Annotated in this window: 19 protein-coding genes; 4 read left to right on the plus strand and 15 right to left on the minus strand. The window is 65.1% G+C overall.

Features of this window, described 5'->3' with window-relative positions:
- Positions 1 to 28 precede the first annotated feature (28 nt).
- The 3 genes from BTH42_RS16605 to ndk all read right to left on the minus strand — a co-directional run bounded on the left by BTH42_RS16605 (position 29) and on the right by ndk (position 3,155).
- On the minus strand, positions 29 to 1,150 hold the full coding sequence (locus BTH42_RS16605; protein ID WP_075301293.1) for a helix-turn-helix domain-containing protein: 1,122 nt from the start codon (positions 1,148 to 1,150) through the stop codon (positions 29 to 31).
- 213 nt (positions 1,151 to 1,363) lie between these two features.
- Positions 1,364 to 2,515 carry a 23S rRNA (adenine(2503)-C(2))-methyltransferase RlmN gene (gene rlmN, locus BTH42_RS16610; RefSeq protein ID WP_075301295.1) on the minus strand — a complete coding sequence of 384 codons (1,152 nt, stop codon included), beginning with the start codon at positions 2,513 to 2,515 and terminating at the stop codon, positions 1,364 to 1,366.
- A gap of 214 nt (positions 2,516 to 2,729) precedes the next feature.
- The gene (gene ndk / locus BTH42_RS16615) at positions 2,730 to 3,155 is read right to left on the minus strand and encodes a nucleoside-diphosphate kinase (protein ID WP_075301297.1); all 426 of its coding nucleotides are present in this window, start codon (positions 3,153 to 3,155) and stop codon (positions 2,730 to 2,732) included.
- 270 nt (positions 3,156 to 3,425) lie between these two features.
- Between ndk and BTH42_RS16620 the strand changes: the two genes are divergently transcribed.
- Positions 3,426 to 4,124, plus strand: coding sequence for a Bax inhibitor-1/YccA family protein (locus tag BTH42_RS16620; protein ID WP_075301299.1), 699 nt, complete (start codon positions 3,426 to 3,428; stop codon positions 4,122 to 4,124).
- 138 nt (positions 4,125 to 4,262) lie between these two features.
- Here the strand turns inward: BTH42_RS16620 and BTH42_RS16625 are convergent, their stop codons facing one another.
- From BTH42_RS16625 to BTH42_RS16670, 10 genes are all read right to left on the minus strand, one after another.
- On the minus strand, positions 4,263 to 5,036 hold the full coding sequence (locus tag BTH42_RS16625) for an MBL fold metallo-hydrolase (RefSeq protein ID WP_075301301.1): 774 nt from the start codon (positions 5,034 to 5,036) through the stop codon (positions 4,263 to 4,265).
- 7 nt (positions 5,037 to 5,043) lie between these two features.
- Positions 5,044 to 6,183: an outer membrane protein assembly factor BamC gene (bamC, locus tag BTH42_RS16630; RefSeq protein WP_075301303.1), complete on the minus strand. Its 1,140-nt coding sequence runs from the start codon at positions 6,181 to 6,183 to the stop codon at positions 5,044 to 5,046.
- Positions 6,184 to 6,311: 128 nt separating this feature from the next.
- Positions 6,312 to 7,229: a 4-hydroxy-tetrahydrodipicolinate synthase gene (gene dapA / locus BTH42_RS16635; protein ID WP_075301305.1), complete on the minus strand. Its 918-nt coding sequence runs from the start codon at positions 7,227 to 7,229 to the stop codon at positions 6,312 to 6,314.
- Positions 7,230 to 7,272: 43 nt separating this feature from the next.
- Positions 7,273 to 7,872: a bifunctional 2-polyprenyl-6-hydroxyphenol methylase/3-demethylubiquinol 3-O-methyltransferase UbiG gene (locus tag BTH42_RS16640; RefSeq protein WP_075301379.1), complete on the minus strand. Its 600-nt coding sequence runs from the start codon at positions 7,870 to 7,872 to the stop codon at positions 7,273 to 7,275.
- A 28-nt stretch (positions 7,873 to 7,900) separates the two neighbouring features.
- Complete coding sequence (locus tag BTH42_RS16645) at positions 7,901 to 9,103, minus strand: tryptophan--tRNA ligase (protein ID WP_075301307.1); 1,203 nt, start codon at positions 9,101 to 9,103, stop codon at positions 7,901 to 7,903.
- Between the two features lie 7 nt (positions 9,104 to 9,110).
- Positions 9,111 to 9,773, minus strand: a complete 663-nt coding sequence (locus BTH42_RS16650) for a site-2 protease family protein (protein ID WP_075301309.1) — start codon at positions 9,771 to 9,773, stop codon at positions 9,111 to 9,113.
- Between the two features lie 65 nt (positions 9,774 to 9,838).
- The gene (locus BTH42_RS16655; RefSeq protein WP_075301311.1) at positions 9,839 to 10,474 is read right to left on the minus strand and encodes an L-threonylcarbamoyladenylate synthase; all 636 of its coding nucleotides are present in this window, start codon (positions 10,472 to 10,474) and stop codon (positions 9,839 to 9,841) included.
- Between the two features lie 120 nt (positions 10,475 to 10,594).
- Entirely contained in the window at positions 10,595 to 11,425 is an 831-nt protein-coding gene (locus tag BTH42_RS16660; RefSeq protein ID WP_075301313.1) for a 3',5'-nucleoside bisphosphate phosphatase, read from the minus strand.
- A 179-nt stretch (positions 11,426 to 11,604) separates the two neighbouring features.
- On the minus strand, positions 11,605 to 12,489 hold the full coding sequence (locus tag BTH42_RS16665; protein WP_075301315.1) for an alpha/beta fold hydrolase: 885 nt from the start codon (positions 12,487 to 12,489) through the stop codon (positions 11,605 to 11,607).
- Positions 12,490 to 12,711: 222 nt separating this feature from the next.
- Positions 12,712 to 13,614, minus strand: a complete 903-nt coding sequence (locus BTH42_RS16670) for a ferritin-like domain-containing protein (protein ID WP_075301317.1) — start codon at positions 13,612 to 13,614, stop codon at positions 12,712 to 12,714.
- A 367-nt stretch (positions 13,615 to 13,981) separates the two neighbouring features.
- On the opposite strand from BTH42_RS16670, the gene BTH42_RS16675 reads away from it, so the two are divergent.
- The 3 genes from BTH42_RS16675 to BTH42_RS16685 all read left to right on the plus strand — a co-directional run bounded on the left by BTH42_RS16675 (position 13,982) and on the right by BTH42_RS16685 (position 16,190).
- Entirely contained in the window at positions 13,982 to 14,506 is a 525-nt protein-coding gene (locus tag BTH42_RS16675; protein ID WP_075301319.1) for a gamma carbonic anhydrase family protein, read from the plus strand.
- Between the two features lie 64 nt (positions 14,507 to 14,570).
- The gene (gene hslO, locus BTH42_RS16680; RefSeq protein WP_075301321.1) at positions 14,571 to 15,521 is read left to right on the plus strand and encodes an Hsp33 family molecular chaperone HslO; all 951 of its coding nucleotides are present in this window, start codon (positions 14,571 to 14,573) and stop codon (positions 15,519 to 15,521) included.
- Positions 15,522 to 15,803: 282 nt separating this feature from the next.
- On the plus strand, positions 15,804 to 16,190 hold the full coding sequence (locus BTH42_RS16685) for a hypothetical protein (protein ID WP_075301323.1): 387 nt from the start codon (positions 15,804 to 15,806) through the stop codon (positions 16,188 to 16,190).
- A gap of 147 nt (positions 16,191 to 16,337) precedes the next feature.
- On the opposite strand, the gene ftsB is transcribed toward BTH42_RS16685, so the two are convergent.
- Complete coding sequence (gene ftsB, locus BTH42_RS16690; protein ID WP_075301325.1) at positions 16,338 to 16,772, minus strand: cell division protein FtsB; 435 nt, start codon at positions 16,770 to 16,772, stop codon at positions 16,338 to 16,340.
- 112 nt (positions 16,773 to 16,884) lie between these two features.
- A complete protein-coding gene (eno, locus tag BTH42_RS16695; RefSeq protein WP_075301327.1) occupies positions 16,885 to 18,168 on the minus strand; it encodes a phosphopyruvate hydratase in 1,284 nt (427 codons plus the stop codon).
- Positions 18,169 to 18,195 lie beyond the last annotated feature (27 nt).

An 18,195-nucleotide genomic window follows, 5' to 3' on the forward strand; every position in this document is an offset into this window, starting at 1 on the left:
CGGGTGGCCGCGGCGCGTACCGTATCTGTCAAGGCAGCGCAAAGCGCGCCACGTTGCCCTTGGCTGCCGAATATTTCGCGGGATCAACCGGCTGGCCGTCGAGCGTGATCGATTCGAGACCCGCTTTGTTACCAACGGTGACCTTGAACGGTCCCGCGCCGCTCACTTCCTTCGAATCGCCCGCATGCACGAGGCCGGAGAACAGCTCCTTGCCGTCCTTGCCGCGTACGCTGAACCAGCTGTCCTGGGTCACGCGCAGCGCGACAACCGCTTCGCCCGGCGCCGCCACGGTCGCTGGCGCCGATGCGCCCGCGACGACCGCCGCCGGCGCGCTCGCGGCCGCCTGCGGCTGCGAGCCGGCCTTCGGTGCGGCGGCAGTCGTGTTCGCTGCGGGCGCCGCGCCCGCCGTCGTACCGGTGGCGAGCGGCGTGGGCATCGGCGTCGCCGATGCCGCCGCGGTGTCCGCGCCCGCCGCATTATTGTCCGCAGTGGCAGCCGGCGCTGCCGCGTCCGGAGTCGACGCGCCTTCCTGCGCCGCCGTCGCTGGAGCTTGCGCAACCGCGCCCGAGGCAACCGTGTCGCTACTCGTCGAACCGTTCGCGCTCGCCTTCAGACGCGCGAGCCACGCGGACGAATCGCCGCCATTGGTACGCCACATGCCGAGCGCGATGACCGCGACGACAATCGCGGCGACACCCCACAGCCACGAACGGCTTTTGTGGCCGCTGTCGCCGAGCGTCAGCGAAACCTTGCCGCGCGGCAGATCCTTGCCCGACGATGCCGGCATCGACAGATTCGGCGCGGGCACGCCCTTTTCGCGCCGCAGTGCTGCGGTAAACGGCGCCGGATCGGCGCCGAGCATCTTCGCGTAGCTGCGCACCACGCCGAGCGCGAAAGTGGTATCCGGCAGATGGCTGATGTCGCCCGCCTCGAGCGCACTCAGCTTGACGACCGACACCTTCAGCCGCGCCGACACGTCTTCGATCGTCCAGCCTTTCGCCTCACGCAACTGGTTCAAGCGCGCGCCAACCGCCGCCAGCGAATCGAGGGCCGGCTGCACGACCGGCTGAACCACCGCACGCGCTACGGGTGCCGGATGGCCGTCGTTCGTGTCTGTCTCGTGCGGCTGCGGGTGCTGCGGCTCACTCATCCCAAATCCTTTCGCGTCGATTCTTTTCTGGTGCAACCGGACGGGCTCGAGCCTCACGTCCAAATCGCAGACCGTTTATAACAAAATGCGCGGCTTTGTGTGCCGCTCCTGATCGATTCTGCAAACTTTCTTTTCAATCGGCGGGGGCATCTGGCACTTTGTTGCGTGCGCGCCGCTTTTCGCGCGACCGCCAGCCCTGCCATCGCCGCCCGATTACACGGCGCGAACTTCGATGACCTTCGCCGCCTTCCCGGTGCGTTCAGCAAGACGCGTGCGGTCCTTCACCGCACCGGCCAGCTGACCGCAGGCAGCATCGATATCGTCGCCGCGGGTCTTGCGCACCGTGGTGACGACGCCCGCGTCCATCAGCACCTGCGCAAACCGCTTGATCTGTTCCGGCTTCGAGCGGATGAGGCCCGATTCTGGGAACGGATTGAACGGAATCAGATTGAATTTGCACGGCACGTTGCGCGTGACGGCGAGCAGTTCGCGCGCGTGCGCCTCGCTGTCGTTCACGCCATCGAGCATGCAATATTCGAACGTAATGAAATCGCGCGGCGCAACCTTCAGATAGCGCTCGCAGGCAGCCATCAGTTCGCGTAGCGGATACTTCTTGTTCAGCGGCACCAGCATGTCGCGCAGCGCGTCGTTCGACGCATGCAGCGACACCGCAAGCGCTACCGGCAGGTCTGCGCCGAGCCGGTCCATCATTGGTACCACGCCCGAGGTGGACAGCGTCACGCGCCGGCGCGACAGGCCGTACGCGTTGTCGTCGAGCATCAGCCGCATGGCCGGCACGACCGCATCGTAATTGAGCAGCGGCTCGCCCATGCCCATCATCACGACGTTGGTGACCACACGTTCACCTTTACCGTCGCCGCCCATCGCGCGCCCACCGGTATCGCCGCGCGTCGCGCGCAGCGCAAATTCGGCCATGCGCAGCTGGCCGATGATTTCGCCGGTGGAGAGATTGCGGGAGAAACCCTGCTTGCCGGTCGAGCAGAACCGGCAATTGACCGCGCACCCGGCCTGCGACGACACGCACAGCGTGCCACGCGTTTCCTCGGGGATGTACACGGTTTCAACGGCGTTGCCGTTGCCGACGTCGATCAGCCACTTGCGGGTGCCGTCCGTCGAAATATGGTCGCTGACGATGCCGGGCATCGTGATCGACGCGCGCCCCTTGAGCTTTTCGCGCAAGGACTTCGCGAGATCGGTCATACCGTCGAAGTCGGCAGCGTTGTACTGGTGAATCCAGCGCTGCAATTGCTTGGCGCGAAACGGTTTCTCGCCCAGGCTGTCGCAATAGGCGACGAGCCCTTGGGCGTCGAGGTCGAGAAGGTTGACGTTGGGACTGCTCGTCATATCGAATCCTGCCATTTCAGTGCGAGACTACATTCATGCAACAAGCTGCATGAACGCCCTGCCGATCGCGCCCATTCCTGCTGCTTTTACCTTACTACTTTGCCGGCCCGCGCGCGCGATTCGTGCGATAAAACCCGGCTGCACGAAACCCACGACCCCGGACCGGCCTGCACATTCCGCGGGGCACCGCTCATGCGGCGTCCGCAGTAAGTGCTTAACGTGCGTAGACGTTGACTTGCGGGAAGAAGAAAGCGATTTCGACCGCTGCCGTTTCCGCTGCGTCCGAGCCGTGGACTGCGTTAGCGTCGATGCTGTCGGCGAAGTCGGCGCGGATCGTGCCCGCATCCGCCTTCTTCGGATCCGTCGCGCCCATCAGTTCGCGGTGCTTCAGGATTGCGTTTTCGCCTTCCAGAACCTGCACCACCACCGGACCCGAGATCATGAATTCGACGAGGTCCTTGAAGAACGGACGCGCTGCGTGCACAGCGTAGAACTTCTCAGCGTCAGCACGCGACAGATGAACCATGCGCGATGCCGCGATCTTCAGACCAGCGTTTTCGAAGCGGCTGTAGATCTGGCCGATAACGTTCTTTGCCACTGCGTCCGGCTTGATAATCGACAGGGTGCGTTCGATCGCCATAAAAACTCCAAAAAATTAAGAGGTTACAGATTCAAATGAATCCGCAATTGTAGCATGTTCCCGTGTATGATTGCGATTGAACCCTTACGGCACTGAAAGGTTGCTGGCAGGAAGGCTAATAATTCTGGTAGCGTAGGCTGTGTGGGGGATTGCGGGGTATTGAAACTCCCTGCCGCGGCGCTAATCTTAGGGGTAAATGCCGCGTCCGCCGGCACTTCACGAATTTCCGTATCACCATCACGAAACACGCTTGCGAGGTAAGGAGAGACCATGAACGATCATCCGTATATGTTTGGCCGCAACGGCGCGGTCAGCACGGCCGAAACGCGTAACCGGGTGCTACGCAATACCTACTGGCTGCTCGCGCTGTCGATGATTCCGACCGTGCTCGGCGCATGGGTCGGCCTCGCCACCGGCTTCTCGCTGTTCGCCGCGACGAGCCCGGCAATGAGCATGCTGGCGTTCTTCGCGATCGCGTTCGGCTTCATGTTCGCGATCCAGCGCACCAAAGACAGCGCGGTGGGCGTGTTCGTGCTGCTCGGCTTCACGTTCTTCATGGGGCTGATGCTGTCGCGCATCCTCTCGTTCGTGCTCGGCTTCTCGAACGGTCCGTCGCTGATCATGCTCGCGTTCGGTGGCACTGGTGTGATCTTCGCGGCCATGGCCACCATCGCCACGGTCAGCAAGCGTGACTTCTCGGGTCTCGGCAAGTGGCTGTTCATGGGCGTGATCGTGCTGCTGCTGGCATCGGTCGCGAACGTGTTCCTGCAACTGCCGGCGCTGATGCTGACGGTCTCGGTGCTCGCGATCGTGATTTTCTCCGCGTACATCATGTTCGACGTGCAGCGCGTGGTGAACGGCGGCGAAACCAACTACATCACCGCGACGCTCGCGATTTACCTCGACCTGTACAACGTGTTCGTCAACCTGCTGGCCCTGCTCGGCATCTTCGGCGGCAACCGCAACTAAGTCCGGTCGACACGGGGCGCCCCGGCGCCGCCTTCAGTGGCTTAAAGCAAAAAGCCCATAGCGAGCAATCGTTATGGGCTTTTTTTATTGCGCGACCATCTGAAATCGGTGTCGCGGTCGCCAGTCGTCAGACCGGCATCAAACCGACAACCACGCGAATCCGTCGCTTTGCGACGCCACCACGACCTCGGTGTGCGCCGCGCCGAGTACGCCCGCCAACGCCGCCTGCGCCAGTTCCGGCAGATTGTTCTGCTGACTCAGATGCGCGGCCACCAGATGCCGCAAGCGCGAGCGATCGAGCGACGCCAGAATGTCCGCCGCCGCATCGTTGTTCAGATGGCCATGATTGCCGCCGATGCGCGCCTTCAGCGACGGCGGATAGCGGCTGCCCGCGAGCATCTGCACGTCGTGATTGCACTCGAGCACCAGCGCGTCGCAGCCGCTCAGCACCGAGCTGATATGCGGCGTGGACGTACCGACGTCGGTCAGCACGCCGAGCCGGCTCGCGCCATTCGAGAACACGTATTGCAACGGCTCGCGGGCGTCGTGCGGAACGGTATAGGGGAGGATGCTGAGGTCGCCGATCGCCACCGCCTCGTCGCCCCACAGCACCTGCAGGTCGACATCGGCTTCGTCGGCGCCCACCGCGCGCGCGGTGCCCCAGCTCATGTACAACGGAATCGACCACTTGCGCGCCAGCGTCAGCGCGCCACCGATGTGGTCGCTATGTTCATGGGTAATCAGAATTGCGTCGAGATGCTCGGCACTCGCGCCGAGCCGCGCCAGACGCTTCTCGACTTCGCGCGCGGAAAAGCCGCAATCGAGCAGCACGCGCGTGGTGGTCGTACCGCTGTGCGCTTCGACCAGCAGCGCGTTGCCTTCACTGCCGCTGCCAAGACTTGCGAAGCGCACGACCCACCTAGTTCAGTTGCGAGTGCAGCAGCGACACGATGCGCTGCGCGTCCGACGACGTATCGATCTGGCCGCTCGCGTTCAGCACCGCGACCTGGGTCACCGAGTCACCCTTCGCGCGCACGTTGACGAGGAATTCCTGCCCCGGCTTGCGCGCGGAATTGCCGCTGTAGAACAGCTTGCCGAACAGCCCTTCCTTCTTCAGCTCCTGCATCGAATCCGCGTAGCGCACGTAGTAGATGCCCTTCTCGCGATCGCGGTTGTCGACGGTGAAGTTGGTGCGGTCGAGCGCGAGGCCCACGCGCAGCCATGCACGGTCGAACGATTCCTGCAGGTCGAGCGTCGACGCACCCGCGTTCTGCTCGATCGTGGCCGGCGCGGCGGCCGGACGCGCGTCGGTCAGCAACTGCTTCGACTGCGCTTCGGTCAGGCCGAACTTCTGCATCAGCTTGGCGAGGAACAGCGCCTCAAGCGCCGGATCGCGCGGACGCTCTTCCCAACGCGACGAGGTCTTGTCCTGGCCGGTCAGCACTTCTTCCATCGCGCTATGCGTGATCGAAATGTCCGTCGTGCTGTTCGGACCGCGCGACACCAGCGTACGGAAGCTGTCGCGGGTACCCGACGAGTACGCGAAGTCGATCAGCTTGCCCACCGTGCGGCGGAACCAGTCGTCCGGAATGTTCGCGCGGTTTTCAGCCCAGTCGGTCGTCATGATGCCGGTGGATGCCGCATCGGTCTTCAGCGCAAAGCCGTTCTCCTGCCAGAACTCCTGCAACTGCGGCCACAGCTGTTCCGGCGAACGTCCGTCGACCACCAGCCAGCGGCGATCGCCGTCGCGCTCGATGTGCATGCCGAGCGGATCCTGCGCGGTCGGCTGGCCTTCCGACGCGTTGCCCGCAGCCGTCACGTTGCGCGCGGTCGCGCCGCCCAGCGCCAGGTTGGCGGGCGGCGCCACATAGCGCTGGTCAGCCGGCGAGGTGCTCAGATCGCTCGGCACCGCGAGCGGCGGCGCACTGGCGGTGGATTTGTAATCGACGCGGTCGGAGGCAAACCAGTCGTTCAGCGTGTCACAGCCGGCGAGCGATGCCAGGGCAAGCGCCAGCGCCGCCATGCGGGTTGCGTGGAGGGAAAGTGCGGAACGTTTCATGAAGTCCTTCGTGATGCTGGAACGCGATGCCTGGTTCGGTCTGCCGGGAACGTGGGCTGAAGCGACGTCGGTTAATGAAATGCCGGTGGCGGTCTTGCGCGGACGCTGCGACTGGGCGGACGCGCCGCTCAGCCGAGCAGGCCCGCTTCGCGCAGCGCGCCGCGCACCACTTCGTGGTATTGCGCGTCGAGCGGCGTAAGCGGCAGGCGGATGCCGCCCTGCACGCGCCCCATTTGCTGCAGCGCCCATTTCGCCGGAATCGGATTCGCTTCGGCGAACAGGTACTTGTGCAGCGACAGGAGCTTCAGATGAATCTCGCGCGAGGTCTTTGCATCGGCCGCGAGCGCGGCCTTGCACAGCTCGCTCATCGCGCGCGGCGCGACGTTCGCGGTCACCGAGATATTGCCGTGGCCGCCGAGCAGCATCAGCGCGATCGCGGTCGGATCGTCGCCGCTATAGATGCCGAAGTGAGCCGGCGCCGCCTTGATCAGATGCGCGGCGCGGTCGATGTTGCCGGTCGCTTCCTTCACGCCGACGATACCCGGCACCTGCGCGCAGCGCAGGATGGTCTCGTTGCTCATGTCGGCGACGGTGCGGCCCGGCACGTTGTACAGGATCACCGGCAGATCGACGCTTTCGGCGATCTTCGAGAAATGGCGGTAGATGCCTTCCTGGGTCGGCTTGTTGTAGTACGGCACGACCTGCAGCGTCGCGTCCGCGCCAACGTCTTTCGCGTGTTGCGTGAGTTCGATTGCTTCGGTGGTCGAGTTGGCGCCCGCGCCCGCGATCACCGGAATCCGGCCCGCCGCGTGTTCGACCGCGGTCTTGACCATCAGTACGTGTTCTTCGACCGACAGCGTGGCCGACTCGCCACTGGTGCCGACCACGACCAGCGCGTTCGTGCCTTCTTCGACATGCCAGTCGATCAGTTTGCGAAACGCCGGCAGGTCGAGGCTGCCGTCTTCGAGCATCGGGGTGATGATGGCAGGAATGCTGCCGCGAATCTTGACACCGTCCTGGTGAGCGCTCTGGTTGCCGTTAGTCATGAAAAGCCATGAATTTGATCAGGTAAACCGCGATTGTAGCGGATTAGCCCGCCAACTCGTAACACGGTGGGAATGCTGTCTGCTCGGGGTTGTTCGAACCCGCGGCCTCGCGGATCGCGCAGATGCGCTGAACGTAGGCCGGACGCGGCTGCGCAAGAAATCCGTCCTGATACGCGACCACCCGCAACTGGCCGCGCACCTGCTCCAGCAGCTCGCCCGGAGCGAGCAGAAAGGCCGGATTGGAGGGCTTGCCGACGCTTTCGTTTCCTTGCGCGAAGGTCTCGTAAACCAGTACGCCGCCGGGCGCGAGCGCACCCAGTAGCTGTGGGAACAGCGGCCGGTGCAGGTAGTTGGTCACGACGAGCGCGGCGAACGCCGCGTCCGCGGGCAACGGCCACGGCGCGTTTTCGAGGTCGGCCACGAGCGGCGAGACGAGCGGCACATCGCGCAGCAAGTCGAGCGCGGCCGCGTCGCGATCGACCGCGGTGACCGGATGCCCGCGCGACGCGAAAAAGCGTGCATGCCGCCCCGCTCCCGACGCGACGTCGAGCACCGCGCCGCCCGGCGCGACAAGGTGCGCCCAGTCACGCACCCAGCGCGACGGCTCACCGAGACCATGCGGAACGGCGACGGACGTGCTCATCATCGGGGGTCTGCTTTAACGCGCCGGCTCAGTTGTACGAAAGGCCCATGGCCTCGCGCACATCGCGCATCGTTTCGGTCGCGAAGCGGCGCGCCTTGTCGCAACCGTCGGCGACGATCGCGCGCAGCAGCGACGGGTCGTCCATGTACTTCTGCGCGCGCTCGAGCATCGGCTGCTGCTCGCGCAGAATCCCTTCGATCACCGGCTGCTTGCAGTCCAGGCAACCGATGCCCGCCGAGCGGCAGCCCTTCTGCACCCACTCGTGGGTCGCTTCGTCGGTATAGACCTGGTGCAGTTGCCACACCGGGCACTTGTCCGGATCGCCCGGATCGGTGCGGCGCACGCGCGCGGGGTCGGTCGGCATCGTGCGGACCTTCTTCGTGATCGTTTCCGCGTCTTCACGCAGACCGATCGTGTTGCCGTACGACTTCGACATCTTCTGACCGTCGAGGCCGGGCATCCGCGACGCTTCGGTCAGCATCGCCTGCGGTTCGACGAGGATGATCTTGCGCGAACCTTCGAGGTAGCCGAACAGCCGCTCGCGATCGCTCATCGACAGGCTCTGCGATTCCTGCAGCATCGCGCGCGCGCGTTCGAGCGCTTCGTCGTCGCCTTCCTGCTGATACGCGTTGCGCAGCTCGTGATAGAGCTTCGCGCGCTTGCCGCCGAGCTTCTTCGCGGCTTCGTTGGCCTTCTCCTCGAAGCCCGGCTCACGCCCATACAGATAGTTGAAGCGGCGCGCGATCTCGCGCGTCATCTCGACGTGCGGCACCTGGTCTTCGCCGACCGGCACCAGCGAGCCGCGATACAGCAGGATGTCGGCCGCCATCAGCACCGGATAGCCGAGGAAGCCGTAGGTGGACAGGTCCTTGTCCTTGAGCTTTTCCATCTGCTCCTTGTAGGTCGGCACGCGTTCGAGCCAACCGAGCGGCGTGCTCATGCCGAGCAGCAATGCGAGTTCCGCGTGCTCGGGCACCTTGCTCTGGATGAACAGCGTCGCCTGGGCTGGATCGATACCGGAAGCGAGCCAGTCGATCAGCACGTCCCACACGTTCTTTTCGATCACTTCGGGCGTTTCGTAGTGGGTCGTCAGCGCATGCCAGTCGACCACGCAGAAGAAGCACGGGTATTCGGACTGCAGCTTGACCCAGTTTTTCAGCACGCCGTGATAGTGGCCGAGGTGCAGCGACCCGGTGGGCCGCATGCCGGAGAAGATACGGTCTGGGAACATGGTTGTATTAGAAGAGCGAAACGAGTGGAGTCAGAATTGCGGTGATCGCGCCGTAGCCGAGGGTGACGAGCGGCCTGAGCCAGAAACGGGTGAGCGTGCCCGTCATCACCAGCGCCATCACGATGAAAAAGCCGTAGGGTTCGAGGCGCGCGAGCATCAGCGACGGCCGCGGCGGCAACAGCGCCATCAGCACGCGGCCGCCGTCGAGCGGCGGCAACGGGAACAGGTTCAGCACGCCGAGCACCAGGTTCACGCCGACCCCGGCGCCCGCCATGCGGGTGAAAAACGGTTCGTCGACATTGAGCACCGCGAGCGCGACGCCGACCACGCCCCAGATCAACGCCTGGATGAAGTTGCACAGCGGCCCGGCCGCCGCGACCCACAGGCTGCCCCAGCGCGGATTGCGCAGATTGCCGAACGCGACCGGCACCGGCTTCGCATAGCCGAACATGAACGCGCCGCTGGTCGCGAAATACAGCAGCAGCGGAATCGCGATCGTGCCGAGCGGATCGATGTGGCGCATCGGGTTGATCGATACGCGGCCGAGCACGTAGGCGGTGTTGTCGCCGAGCCAGCGCGCGACGTAACCGTGCGCGGCCTCGTGCAGCGTGATCGCGAAAATCACCGGCAGCGCGTACACCGCAATGGTCTGTATCAGGGAAGAATCCATAACTCGCTATTGTAACAATGCGCCTGCGCGCGTCTGTCCGGTTTCACTCATGCTGCTCGAGCCGCTCAGGCCGCTTCGGCAAGGCCGAACGGCGCGAGCGGGCCGCGCCCTGCCCGCACCAGCACCGGCTCGGCGCCGGTCAGGTCGATCACGGTGGACGGCTCGCACACGCACGCGCCGCCGTCGATCACCAGATCCAGTTGCTTTTCGAGCCGCGCGCGGATTTCCTCGGGGTCGTTCAGCGCTTCGGTTTCGCCCGGCATGATCAGCGTCGTGCCGAGCAGCGGCTGGCCGAGTTCTTCGAGAATCGCCAGCGTGATCGCGTGATCGGGCACGCGCAGACCGATCGTCTTGCGCGACGGATGCGACACGCGCCGTGGTACTTCCTTGGTGGCCTGCAGCACGAACACGTACGGCCCCGGCGTCACCGATTTAAGCAGCCGGTACTGGCGGTTGTCCACCATCGCAAAATTGGCGAGCTCCGACAGATCGCGCACCAGCAGCGACAGCAGCTGTTTTTCGTCGAGCCCGCGAATGCGCCGCAGACGCTCGACCGCGTCCTTGTCGTCGAGATGGCAGGCGAGCGCGTACGTCGAGTCGGTCGGCAAGGCGACCACGCCGCCGTCGTTGATGATCTGCACCGCCTGCTTGACGAGGCGCGGCTGCGGATTGTCGGGATGAAGCCGGAAGTATTGGGACATGGAGACTCACGATGGCGGCGCAAGCGCGGCGACGGATGGACTACGGCGTAAGGTGGGCAGAGCGCACGCCGCAGCCGGCCGGCCCGCGCGCATGACGTGCCGCGACGGCACGAGCCGGCGTCACAGCCAGCGTTCCCAGACGGGCTTGAGATCGGCGGGCAGCGGCGGCAACGCGCCGAGTTCGATGCGCCCTTCACCGGGTGCGTGGAAGTCGGAACCGCGCGACGCCTCGAAGCCGTAGCGGCGCGCGACGTCCGCGTATTCGCGGTATTGGGCGGGCGTATGGCTGCCGGTGACGACCTCGATCGCGTTGCCGCCGAGGTCGATGAATTCGCCGAAAAACGCGTCGAATTCGAGCTGCGAATAGGCGTAGCGGCCCGGATGCGCGACGATCGCGACGCCGCCCGCCGCCTTGATCCAGCCGAGCGCGTCGGCGAGTTTGGACCAGCGGTGCGCGATATAGGCCGGCTTGCCGTCGCCGAGATAGCGGTCGAACACTTCCTGGGTCGTCGCGCAGTGGCCGTGATCGACCATGAAGCGCGCGAAGTGCGTGCGCGACATCATGTCGGGATTCGATACGTATTTGAGCGCGCCTTCGTACGCATCCGGAATGCCGAGCGTGGCCAGTTGCTCGCCGATTGCCTCGGCGCGCGCGGCGCGGCCGTCGCGGGTGCGGGCGAGACCGTCGATCAGGATCTGGCTGGTCGGATCGATGCCGAGTCCGACGATATGCACGGTGCGCGCCGCCCACGTGACCGAAATCTCGACGCCGCTCAGATAGCGCATGCCGAGCGCCTCGGCAGTGGCGCGGGCCTCGTGCTGGCCGCCCACTTCGTCGTGATCGGTGAGCGCCCACAGCGTCACGCCGTTCGCATGCGCGCGGCGCGCGACGTCGGCCGGCGCGAACTGGCCGTCGGAAACGGTGGAATGACAGTGAAGATCGGCGTTCATCGTGGTCCTGAAAAGGTTCTGCGGCCATTTTACTGCAACGCAGTAAGGGTCCGCAGGGGTATCGCGCGACGGGGGTTCCGGCCGTCGGCGTCGCGCGAGTTCAGGACCGCTGGCGGGCGGATTCAGCGCGGATTCAAGGCCGATTCAGCGGCGAGGCACCGCCGCCCGGACAATCGCCGTTACGCGCAGAAGCCTTCGATCAACGCCGCGATCTGCTCCGGCTGGTCGTGATGCACCATGTGACCGGCTTCGTCGATGATCTTTTCGTGCCAATCGGGGAACGCCTGGAAACGCGCCTTGAATTCGTCGAGCGGGATTTCGCCGGCGATCTGCGCGAGCGTCGGCGACCCGGCGGCCTCGACGTGCAGCACCTTCGCGCTGACCTTGCGCCACACCGCCATCACTTCATCGATGCGGTACAGCGTCGGGCCGCGCAGCTTGTGCGCCGGATCGGCCAGCAGCATGTACTGCCCCTGCCCGTCCGGCTTCGACCAGTGCTGCGCGAGAAATTGCGCGCGCCGCGGATCGAGCCGCGGGTTGGTCTTGATCAGCCGCGCGGCGACCGCGTCGAGCGACGCATAGCGCTTCAGCTGCGGCGGATCGCGCAGCTCGTCGAGCCAGTTGAGCAGACGTCTGGGCGCCTGCGCCGGATGCGACGGCGCGAGCCCGAAGCCTTCCAGATCGACCACCCGACGCACCCGCTGCGGCCGCACGCCCGCATACACGCACACGACGTTCGCCCCCATGCTGTGACCGACGAGGTTCACCGCGCCGTCCGGCGCATAGTGGTCGAGCAGCGCGTCGAGGTCGGCGAGATAGTCCTGGATCCAGTAGCTGCCGCCGCCACGCTCGGCGACCGGCCAGTCCGACAGGCCGAAACCGCGCATATCGGGCGCGATCACCTGCCAGTCGCCGGCGAGCGCATCGACGACGAACTGGAACGACGCCGCGACATCCATCCAGCCGTGCAGCATGAACAGCATCGGCGCGTCGGGACGGCCCCACCGTCGCACATGCAGACGGACGCCGCGCGCGGCAACGAACTCAGAGCGGGAAATATTCATGTACGGCGCACCCACAAAAAAGAATGGTCGTTCGATTATAGGGATAGCCGTGCCGGAAGTGGTAACGGTTTATCGAGGCGCGGCTCGGTGGGCGGGTGCCGACGATGCTGGCGGCGATGCTGGTGGCGATGCTGGTGGCGATGCTGGTGGCGATGCTGGCGGCGATGCTGGCGGCGGGCTCGTTGCGGACTCGTTGCGTGCCCGTGCGCGCTCGTTGCGGGCTTACTGTGTGTTTTGCCGCGAGGCTTGTTGCTCAACAGACCCAGCGTCCAGACCCGCCAGAGCGGCGAGTTCGGCCTCGTCGAAGCCGGCATCGCGGCGCGCTTCGAAATTGAACGGGCCGCGCAGTTTCGGCGCGTGATACTGATCCGCGAGACGCAGATAGGTTTGATGCGGATCGAGCCCGCTGCCGTCGCACAGGTGACGAAACCAGCGATTGCCGATCAGCACGTGGCCGATTTCATCGCGCAGGATCACGTCGAGAATCGCCGCGGACTCGTGGTCCCCCGCCTGCTGCAAACGCGCGCGAATCGGCGGCGACGCGTCGAGGCCGCGCGCTTCGAGCGTGCGCGGCACCAGCGCCATGCGCGCGAGCACGTCGCCGCGGGTGCGCTCGCACATGTCCCACAACCCGCCGTGCGCCGGGAAGTCGCCGTACGCGTGGCCGTATTCGGCAAGCCGCGCGGCGAGCAGCGAGTAATGGTAGGCCTCTTCGGCGGCGACCTTGAGCCAGTCGGTGTAGAACGTCGGCGGCATGCCGACGAAGCGCCAGAGCGCGTCGAGCGCGAGGTTGATCGCGTTGAATTCGATGTGCGCGAGCGCGTGGAGCAGCACCGCGCGGCCTTGCGGCGACTGCATGCTGCGGCGGCCAAGCTGGCGGGCTTCGACCAGTTCGGGGCGGCTGGGACGACCGGGCAGACCGGCCGGTTCGGCGAGTTCAAGGTCCGCGTGACAGACCGCGCGGCGGTCGAGCACCGCCGCGTAAAGGTCGCGGGTCGCCGCCGCCTTGGTGGCCGGATCGCGCTCGCACAACGCGGCGAGCGCGGCGCTACGCGCGCAGTACGGCGCTTGCGCGCGAGTCGATGCGGAGAAAGCGGAGCAAACGGGCGAAGCGGCGGACGTCATGAAGAGCGGATCTGCAAGGAAAGTAGGACAGGCAACGGATCAAGTGGGCGCGCGTAAAACGCCACGGGAAACGTTGTGAGGCGGGATGCGACGGCCGGAACGGGTGGCGAGCCTGCTGAGGCGGGACCGCTCGAGCGCCCAAAACCCGCCTGAGCCACCCACCTGAGCACCCACCCAAGCACCATTAACCGCCGCACAGCCACGCCAAGCGGCCGGAGCGCACAACCGTTTACAATACCCGATTCGACTGACCGGCGTGCCCACAAACGCGTCGGTCGATTGGCAGGACGGCAACACCCGACCCACCCTCGCGTGCCGGCGCAAGCCGCCGCGCCACGCGTGCGGCGACCGATCAACAGGAGACATTGTGACGATTTACAAGCTGGGCGAAGCCGCCCCGATCATCCATGAAAGCGTGTTCGTTGCGGATTCGGCGAACATCATCGGCAACGTGACGCTCGAGGAAAACGCGAGCGTGTGGTTCGGCGCGACACTGCGCGGCGACAACGAGCCGATCACGATCGGCGCCGGCAGCAATGTGCAGGAAAGCGCGGTGCTGCACACCGACCCGGGCTTCCCGTTGACGGTCGAGGCGAACGTGACGATCGGCCACCAGGTGATGCTGCACGGCTGCACGATCAAGGAAGGCTCGCTGATCGGCATTCAGGCGGTGGTCTTGAATGGCGCGGTGATCGGCCGCAACTGTCTGGTCGGAGCGGGCGCCGTCGTCACCGAGGGCAAGGTGTTTCCCGACAATACGCTGATTCTGGGCGCGCCCGCGAAGGCGGTGCGCGAACTGACGGAAGCGGATATCGCCAACATGCAGCGCGGCGCGGCAAGCTATGCCGGGCGCCGCGAGTACTTCAAGGCGCAGCTCGTACGCATCGGCTAGACGGCCGGCGCACGGGGCGCGCCACGACGCGGCATCGGCCGCGTCACTCCACCGAGGAAAAGTTGTGAACGACCAGTTGCAAAAATTCATGTTCAGCGCGGCGCCGGTGCGCGGCGAGATCGTTTCCCTGCGCAATACGTGGCAGGAGGTGCTGACGCGCCGCGATTATCCGGCGCCGGTGCGGACGATTCTGGGCGAAATGATGGCCGCGTGCGCGCTGCTGTCGGCGAACCTGAAGTTCGACGGCACGCTCGTCATGCAGATCTTCGGCGACGGCCCGGTCAAGATGCTGGTCGTGCAGTGCAGCTCGAATCTGACGATGCGCGCGACCGCCAAGCTGTCGGCCGATGGCAGCCATCTGATCGACGACGACACACCGTTCGTCGATCTGTTGAACGCGAGCGGTCACGGCCGCTGCGTGATCACGCTCGACCCGACCGACAAGCAGCCCGGTCAGCAGCCGTACCAGAGCATCGTGCCGCTCGCGGGCGTCAACGGTCCGCTGCAGTCGATCGGCGAGGTCCTCGAGCACTACATGCATCACTCCGAGCAGCTCGACACGCGCATGTGGCTCGCGGCGAACACCGAGCGCGCGGTCGGCATGCTGCTGCAGAAGCTGCCCGGCGACGGCGGCATCGTCCCGCATCCGGGCGAACTCGACGCCGACACCTGGGAGCGCGTGTGCACGCTCGGCGGCACGCTGTCCGAAGACGAGTTGCTGAAGGAAGAACCGGAGACGGTGTTCCGGCGGCTCTTCTGGCAAGAGAACGTCCAGCATTTCGAGCCGGTCGGCGCACGCTTCGAGTGCACGTGCTCGCGCGAGAAAGTCGGCGCGATGCTGAAGATGCTCGGTCGCGAGGAAGTGGATAGCGTGATCGAGGAGCGCGGCCACGTCGAGATTCATTGCGAGTTCTGCAATCAGCGCTATGAGTTCGATCCGGTCGACGTCGCGCAGCTTTTCGTCGCCGATGGGCTGTCGCAGGGTGTGACGCCGGCGGCCGAGCAGCGGCATTAATGCGCTTCTTGCGCTTGCTCTCGCACACGGTCGCCCGGAACGGCTTCACGACCGCTGACTGACCGCGCTCACTGACGATGATCCTCACCGCGCCGCCCTTTGCCTTGTTATGGCTCGGGCGGCGCGGTGCTTTTGGGCGGTGCTTTTGAGTGTTGTCTTCGGCCTTCGCCCGCGCGCCGCTGCCCGCCGCTCCTTGCGTAAAATCATCAACGATGCACGCGATACGGGTGTCCCGGACGCCGCTCAGGTAATCTCAGGCATCGAACCGATGGAGATTCGAACATGAAGCATTCTCTTTCGTTGCTGCGCCCGCTGCGCGCGCTCGCGGTACTGGCCATCGTCGCCGGCGGCACCGCGCTGGCCGGCTGCACGATCGATCCGCCGGGTCCGTCGCCGATCCTCAGCCGTTTGCCGCCCGATCAGGCGGAAGCGGTCAGCCACGGCCAACCGCTCACGCCCGAAGATCGCGCGCGCTATGACGCGATCGACCGTCAGGTGCTGTTCGAGCAGGATCAAACGATGGCCGCGGACGCCGCCGCGCGCGCCTGGTCGCGGCAGTACTCGGCGCCGCCGCCGGTCATGTTCACCGGTGGCTTCTCGACCGGTGGCTGGGGACGCGGCTGGGGGACCGGTATTGGCGTCGGCTTCGGGCCGTACTGGGGTTGGTGAGCGGGCTTCGTGACGCCGCCACGGGCAGTGGCAAGCGCCTCGCCGGTCACGCCCAAAAAGAAAAAGCGCGGTTCAAATGAACCGCGCTTTTTTACGTCTTCTGCTATCACCAGACCAGGCCAGGCGACACAGTGAACCACCTTCGCATCAGTGCGCCGGCTTTTTATCCTTCGCCGCCGCCTTCGCGCCATGCCGGCGATCCGGCTTCGCGCGCGATTCCGGATTCGGCACCACATGCAGCGGCGCGGCCGACACCTCGCCACGCGTCGACGTATTCGCCGACGGACCACTCGGCACCGGCAACGGCTGATTCGGCGACACGAACTGCACGAACACTTCGCCGTCCTTGACCATGCCCATTTCGTAGCGCGCCCGCTCTTCGACCGCGGCCGTGCCGTTCTGCAGATCCTGCACTTCGCCCTGAATCCGCTCGTTGCGCAGCTTCGAGTCGGCATTCTTCTGCATTTGCTGCGCGAGCTGCTGTTGCAACTCATGCACGCGCAGCCAGCCGCCGTGCCCCCACCAGAGCGGGTACTGGATCAGCGCCAGCAGAACAATCAGTACAGCAGTGACAAGCCGCATGAAGTAAGCACAATAAATACGCGCCGCCCTGCGCTATACGCAGGGCGGCGAGGTCAATCAGAAACGAAGGAAAACCGGCTCATCGAATCGCGTGAACAAACTGGCTGAAAACTTAGCGCAGATTGTAGAACGCCGACTTGCCCGGGTAGCTGGCGATATCGCCGAGATCTTCCTCGATGCGCAGCAGCTGGTTGTACTTCGAGATGCGGTCCGAACGCGACAGCGAACCGGTCTTGATCTGGCCGGCGTTCAGGCCGACCGCGATGTCAGCGATCGTCGAGTCTTCGGTTTCGCCCGAGCGGTGCGAGATCACTGCCGTGTAGCCCGCGCGCTTGGCCATTTCGATCGCCGCGAAGGTTTCCGTCAGCGTGCCGATCTGGTTGATCTTGATCAGGATCGAGTTCGCGATGCCCTTCTCGATGCCTTCCTTCAGGATCCGCGTGTTGGTCACAAACAGGTCGTCGCCGACCAGTTGAACCTTCTTGCCGAGCTTGTCGGTCAGGACCTTCCAGCCTTCCCAGTCGCCTTCGTGCATCCCGTCTTCGATCGACACGATCGGGAACTTGTCGGCGAGGTTCGCAAGGTAGTCCGCGAATTCCGTCGACGACAGTTGCAGGCCTTCGCCCGCCAGCTGGTACTTGCCGTCGTGGTAGAACTCGCTGGCCGCGCAGTCGAGCGCGAGCAGCACGTCTTCACCGGCGCGGTAGCCTGCCTTCTCGATAGCTTGGAGGATCGTGGACAGACATTCTTCGTTGCTGCCGAAGTTCGGCGCGAAGCCGCCTTCGTCGCCCACTGCCGTGCTCATGCCGCGATCCGACAGGATCTTCTTCAGCGCATGGAACACTTCGGCGCCGCAGCGCAGCGCTTCGCGGAAGGTCGGCTGGCTGACCGGGACGATCATGAATTCCTGGATGTCCAGGCTGTTGTTCGCGTGCGCGCCGCCGTTGACGATGTTCATCATCGGCACCGGCAGTTGCATTGCGCCCGAACCGCCGAAGTAGCGGTACAGCGGCAGGCCGGCTTCTTCAGCGGCGGCCTTCGCGACGGCCATCGACACGGCCAGCATCGCGTTCGCGCCGAGACGCGACTTGTTGTCGGTGCCGTCGAGCTCGAGCAGGGTCTTGTCGAGGAAGGCCTGTTCGGAAGCGTCGAGGCCCATGATCGCTTCGGAGATTTCCGTGTTGATATGCTCGACGGCCTTCAGCACGCCCTTGCCGCCGTAACGGCCGGCTTCGCCGTCGCGCAGTTCGATCGCTTCACGCGAACCGGTCGACGCGCCCGACGGTACCGCGGCGCGGCCCATCGTGCCCGACTCCAGCAGCACGTCGCATTCGACGGTGGGGTTGCCTCGCGAATCGAGAATCTCTCGACCGATGATGTCTACGATAGCACTCATGGTTTCCTCAAGGAAATGACGTTGAAT

Source organism: Burkholderia sp. SRS-W-2-2016 (genome assembly GCF_001931485.1).
Taxonomy (GTDB): domain Bacteria; phylum Pseudomonadota; class Gammaproteobacteria; order Burkholderiales; family Burkholderiaceae; genus Paraburkholderia.

Coding starts and splice junctions, on each gene's coding strand:
- BTH42_RS16605 (WP_075301293.1), bottom strand. CDS start 1,150: ATGAGTGAGCCGCAGCACCCGCAGCCGCACGAGACAGACACGAACGAC.
- rlmN (WP_075301295.1), bottom strand. CDS start 2,515: ATGACGAGCAGTCCCAACGTCAACCTTCTCGACCTCGACGCCCAAGGG.
- ndk (WP_075301297.1), bottom strand. CDS start 3,155: ATGGCGATCGAACGCACCCTGTCGATTATCAAGCCGGACGCAGTGGCA.
- BTH42_RS16620 (WP_075301299.1), top strand. CDS start 3,426: ATGAACGATCATCCGTATATGTTTGGCCGCAACGGCGCGGTCAGCACG.
- bamC (WP_075301303.1), bottom strand. CDS start 6,183: ATGAAACGTTCCGCACTTTCCCTCCACGCAACCCGCATGGCGGCGCTG.
- dapA (WP_075301305.1), bottom strand. CDS start 7,229: ATGACTAACGGCAACCAGAGCGCTCACCAGGACGGTGTCAAGATTCGC.
- BTH42_RS16640 (WP_075301379.1), bottom strand. CDS start 7,872: ATGAGCACGTCCGTCGCCGTTCCGCATGGTCTCGGTGAGCCGTCGCGC.
- BTH42_RS16645 (WP_075301307.1), bottom strand. CDS start 9,103: ATGTTCCCAGACCGTATCTTCTCCGGCATGCGGCCCACCGGGTCGCTG.
- BTH42_RS16650 (WP_075301309.1), bottom strand. CDS start 9,773: ATGGATTCTTCCCTGATACAGACCATTGCGGTGTACGCGCTGCCGGTG.
- BTH42_RS16655 (WP_075301311.1), bottom strand. CDS start 10,474: ATGTCCCAATACTTCCGGCTTCATCCCGACAATCCGCAGCCGCGCCTC.
- BTH42_RS16660 (WP_075301313.1), bottom strand. CDS start 11,425: ATGAACGCCGATCTTCACTGTCATTCCACCGTTTCCGACGGCCAGTTC.
- BTH42_RS16665 (WP_075301315.1), bottom strand. CDS start 12,489: ATGAATATTTCCCGCTCTGAGTTCGTTGCCGCGCGCGGCGTCCGTCTG.
- BTH42_RS16670 (WP_075301317.1), bottom strand. CDS start 13,614: ATGACGTCCGCCGCTTCGCCCGTTTGCTCCGCTTTCTCCGCATCGACT.
- BTH42_RS16685 (WP_075301323.1), top strand. CDS start 15,804: ATGAAGCATTCTCTTTCGTTGCTGCGCCCGCTGCGCGCGCTCGCGGTA.
- ftsB (WP_075301325.1), bottom strand. CDS start 16,772: ATGCGGCTTGTCACTGCTGTACTGATTGTTCTGCTGGCGCTGATCCAG.
- eno (WP_075301327.1), bottom strand. CDS start 18,168: ATGAGTGCTATCGTAGACATCATCGGTCGAGAGATTCTCGATTCGCGA.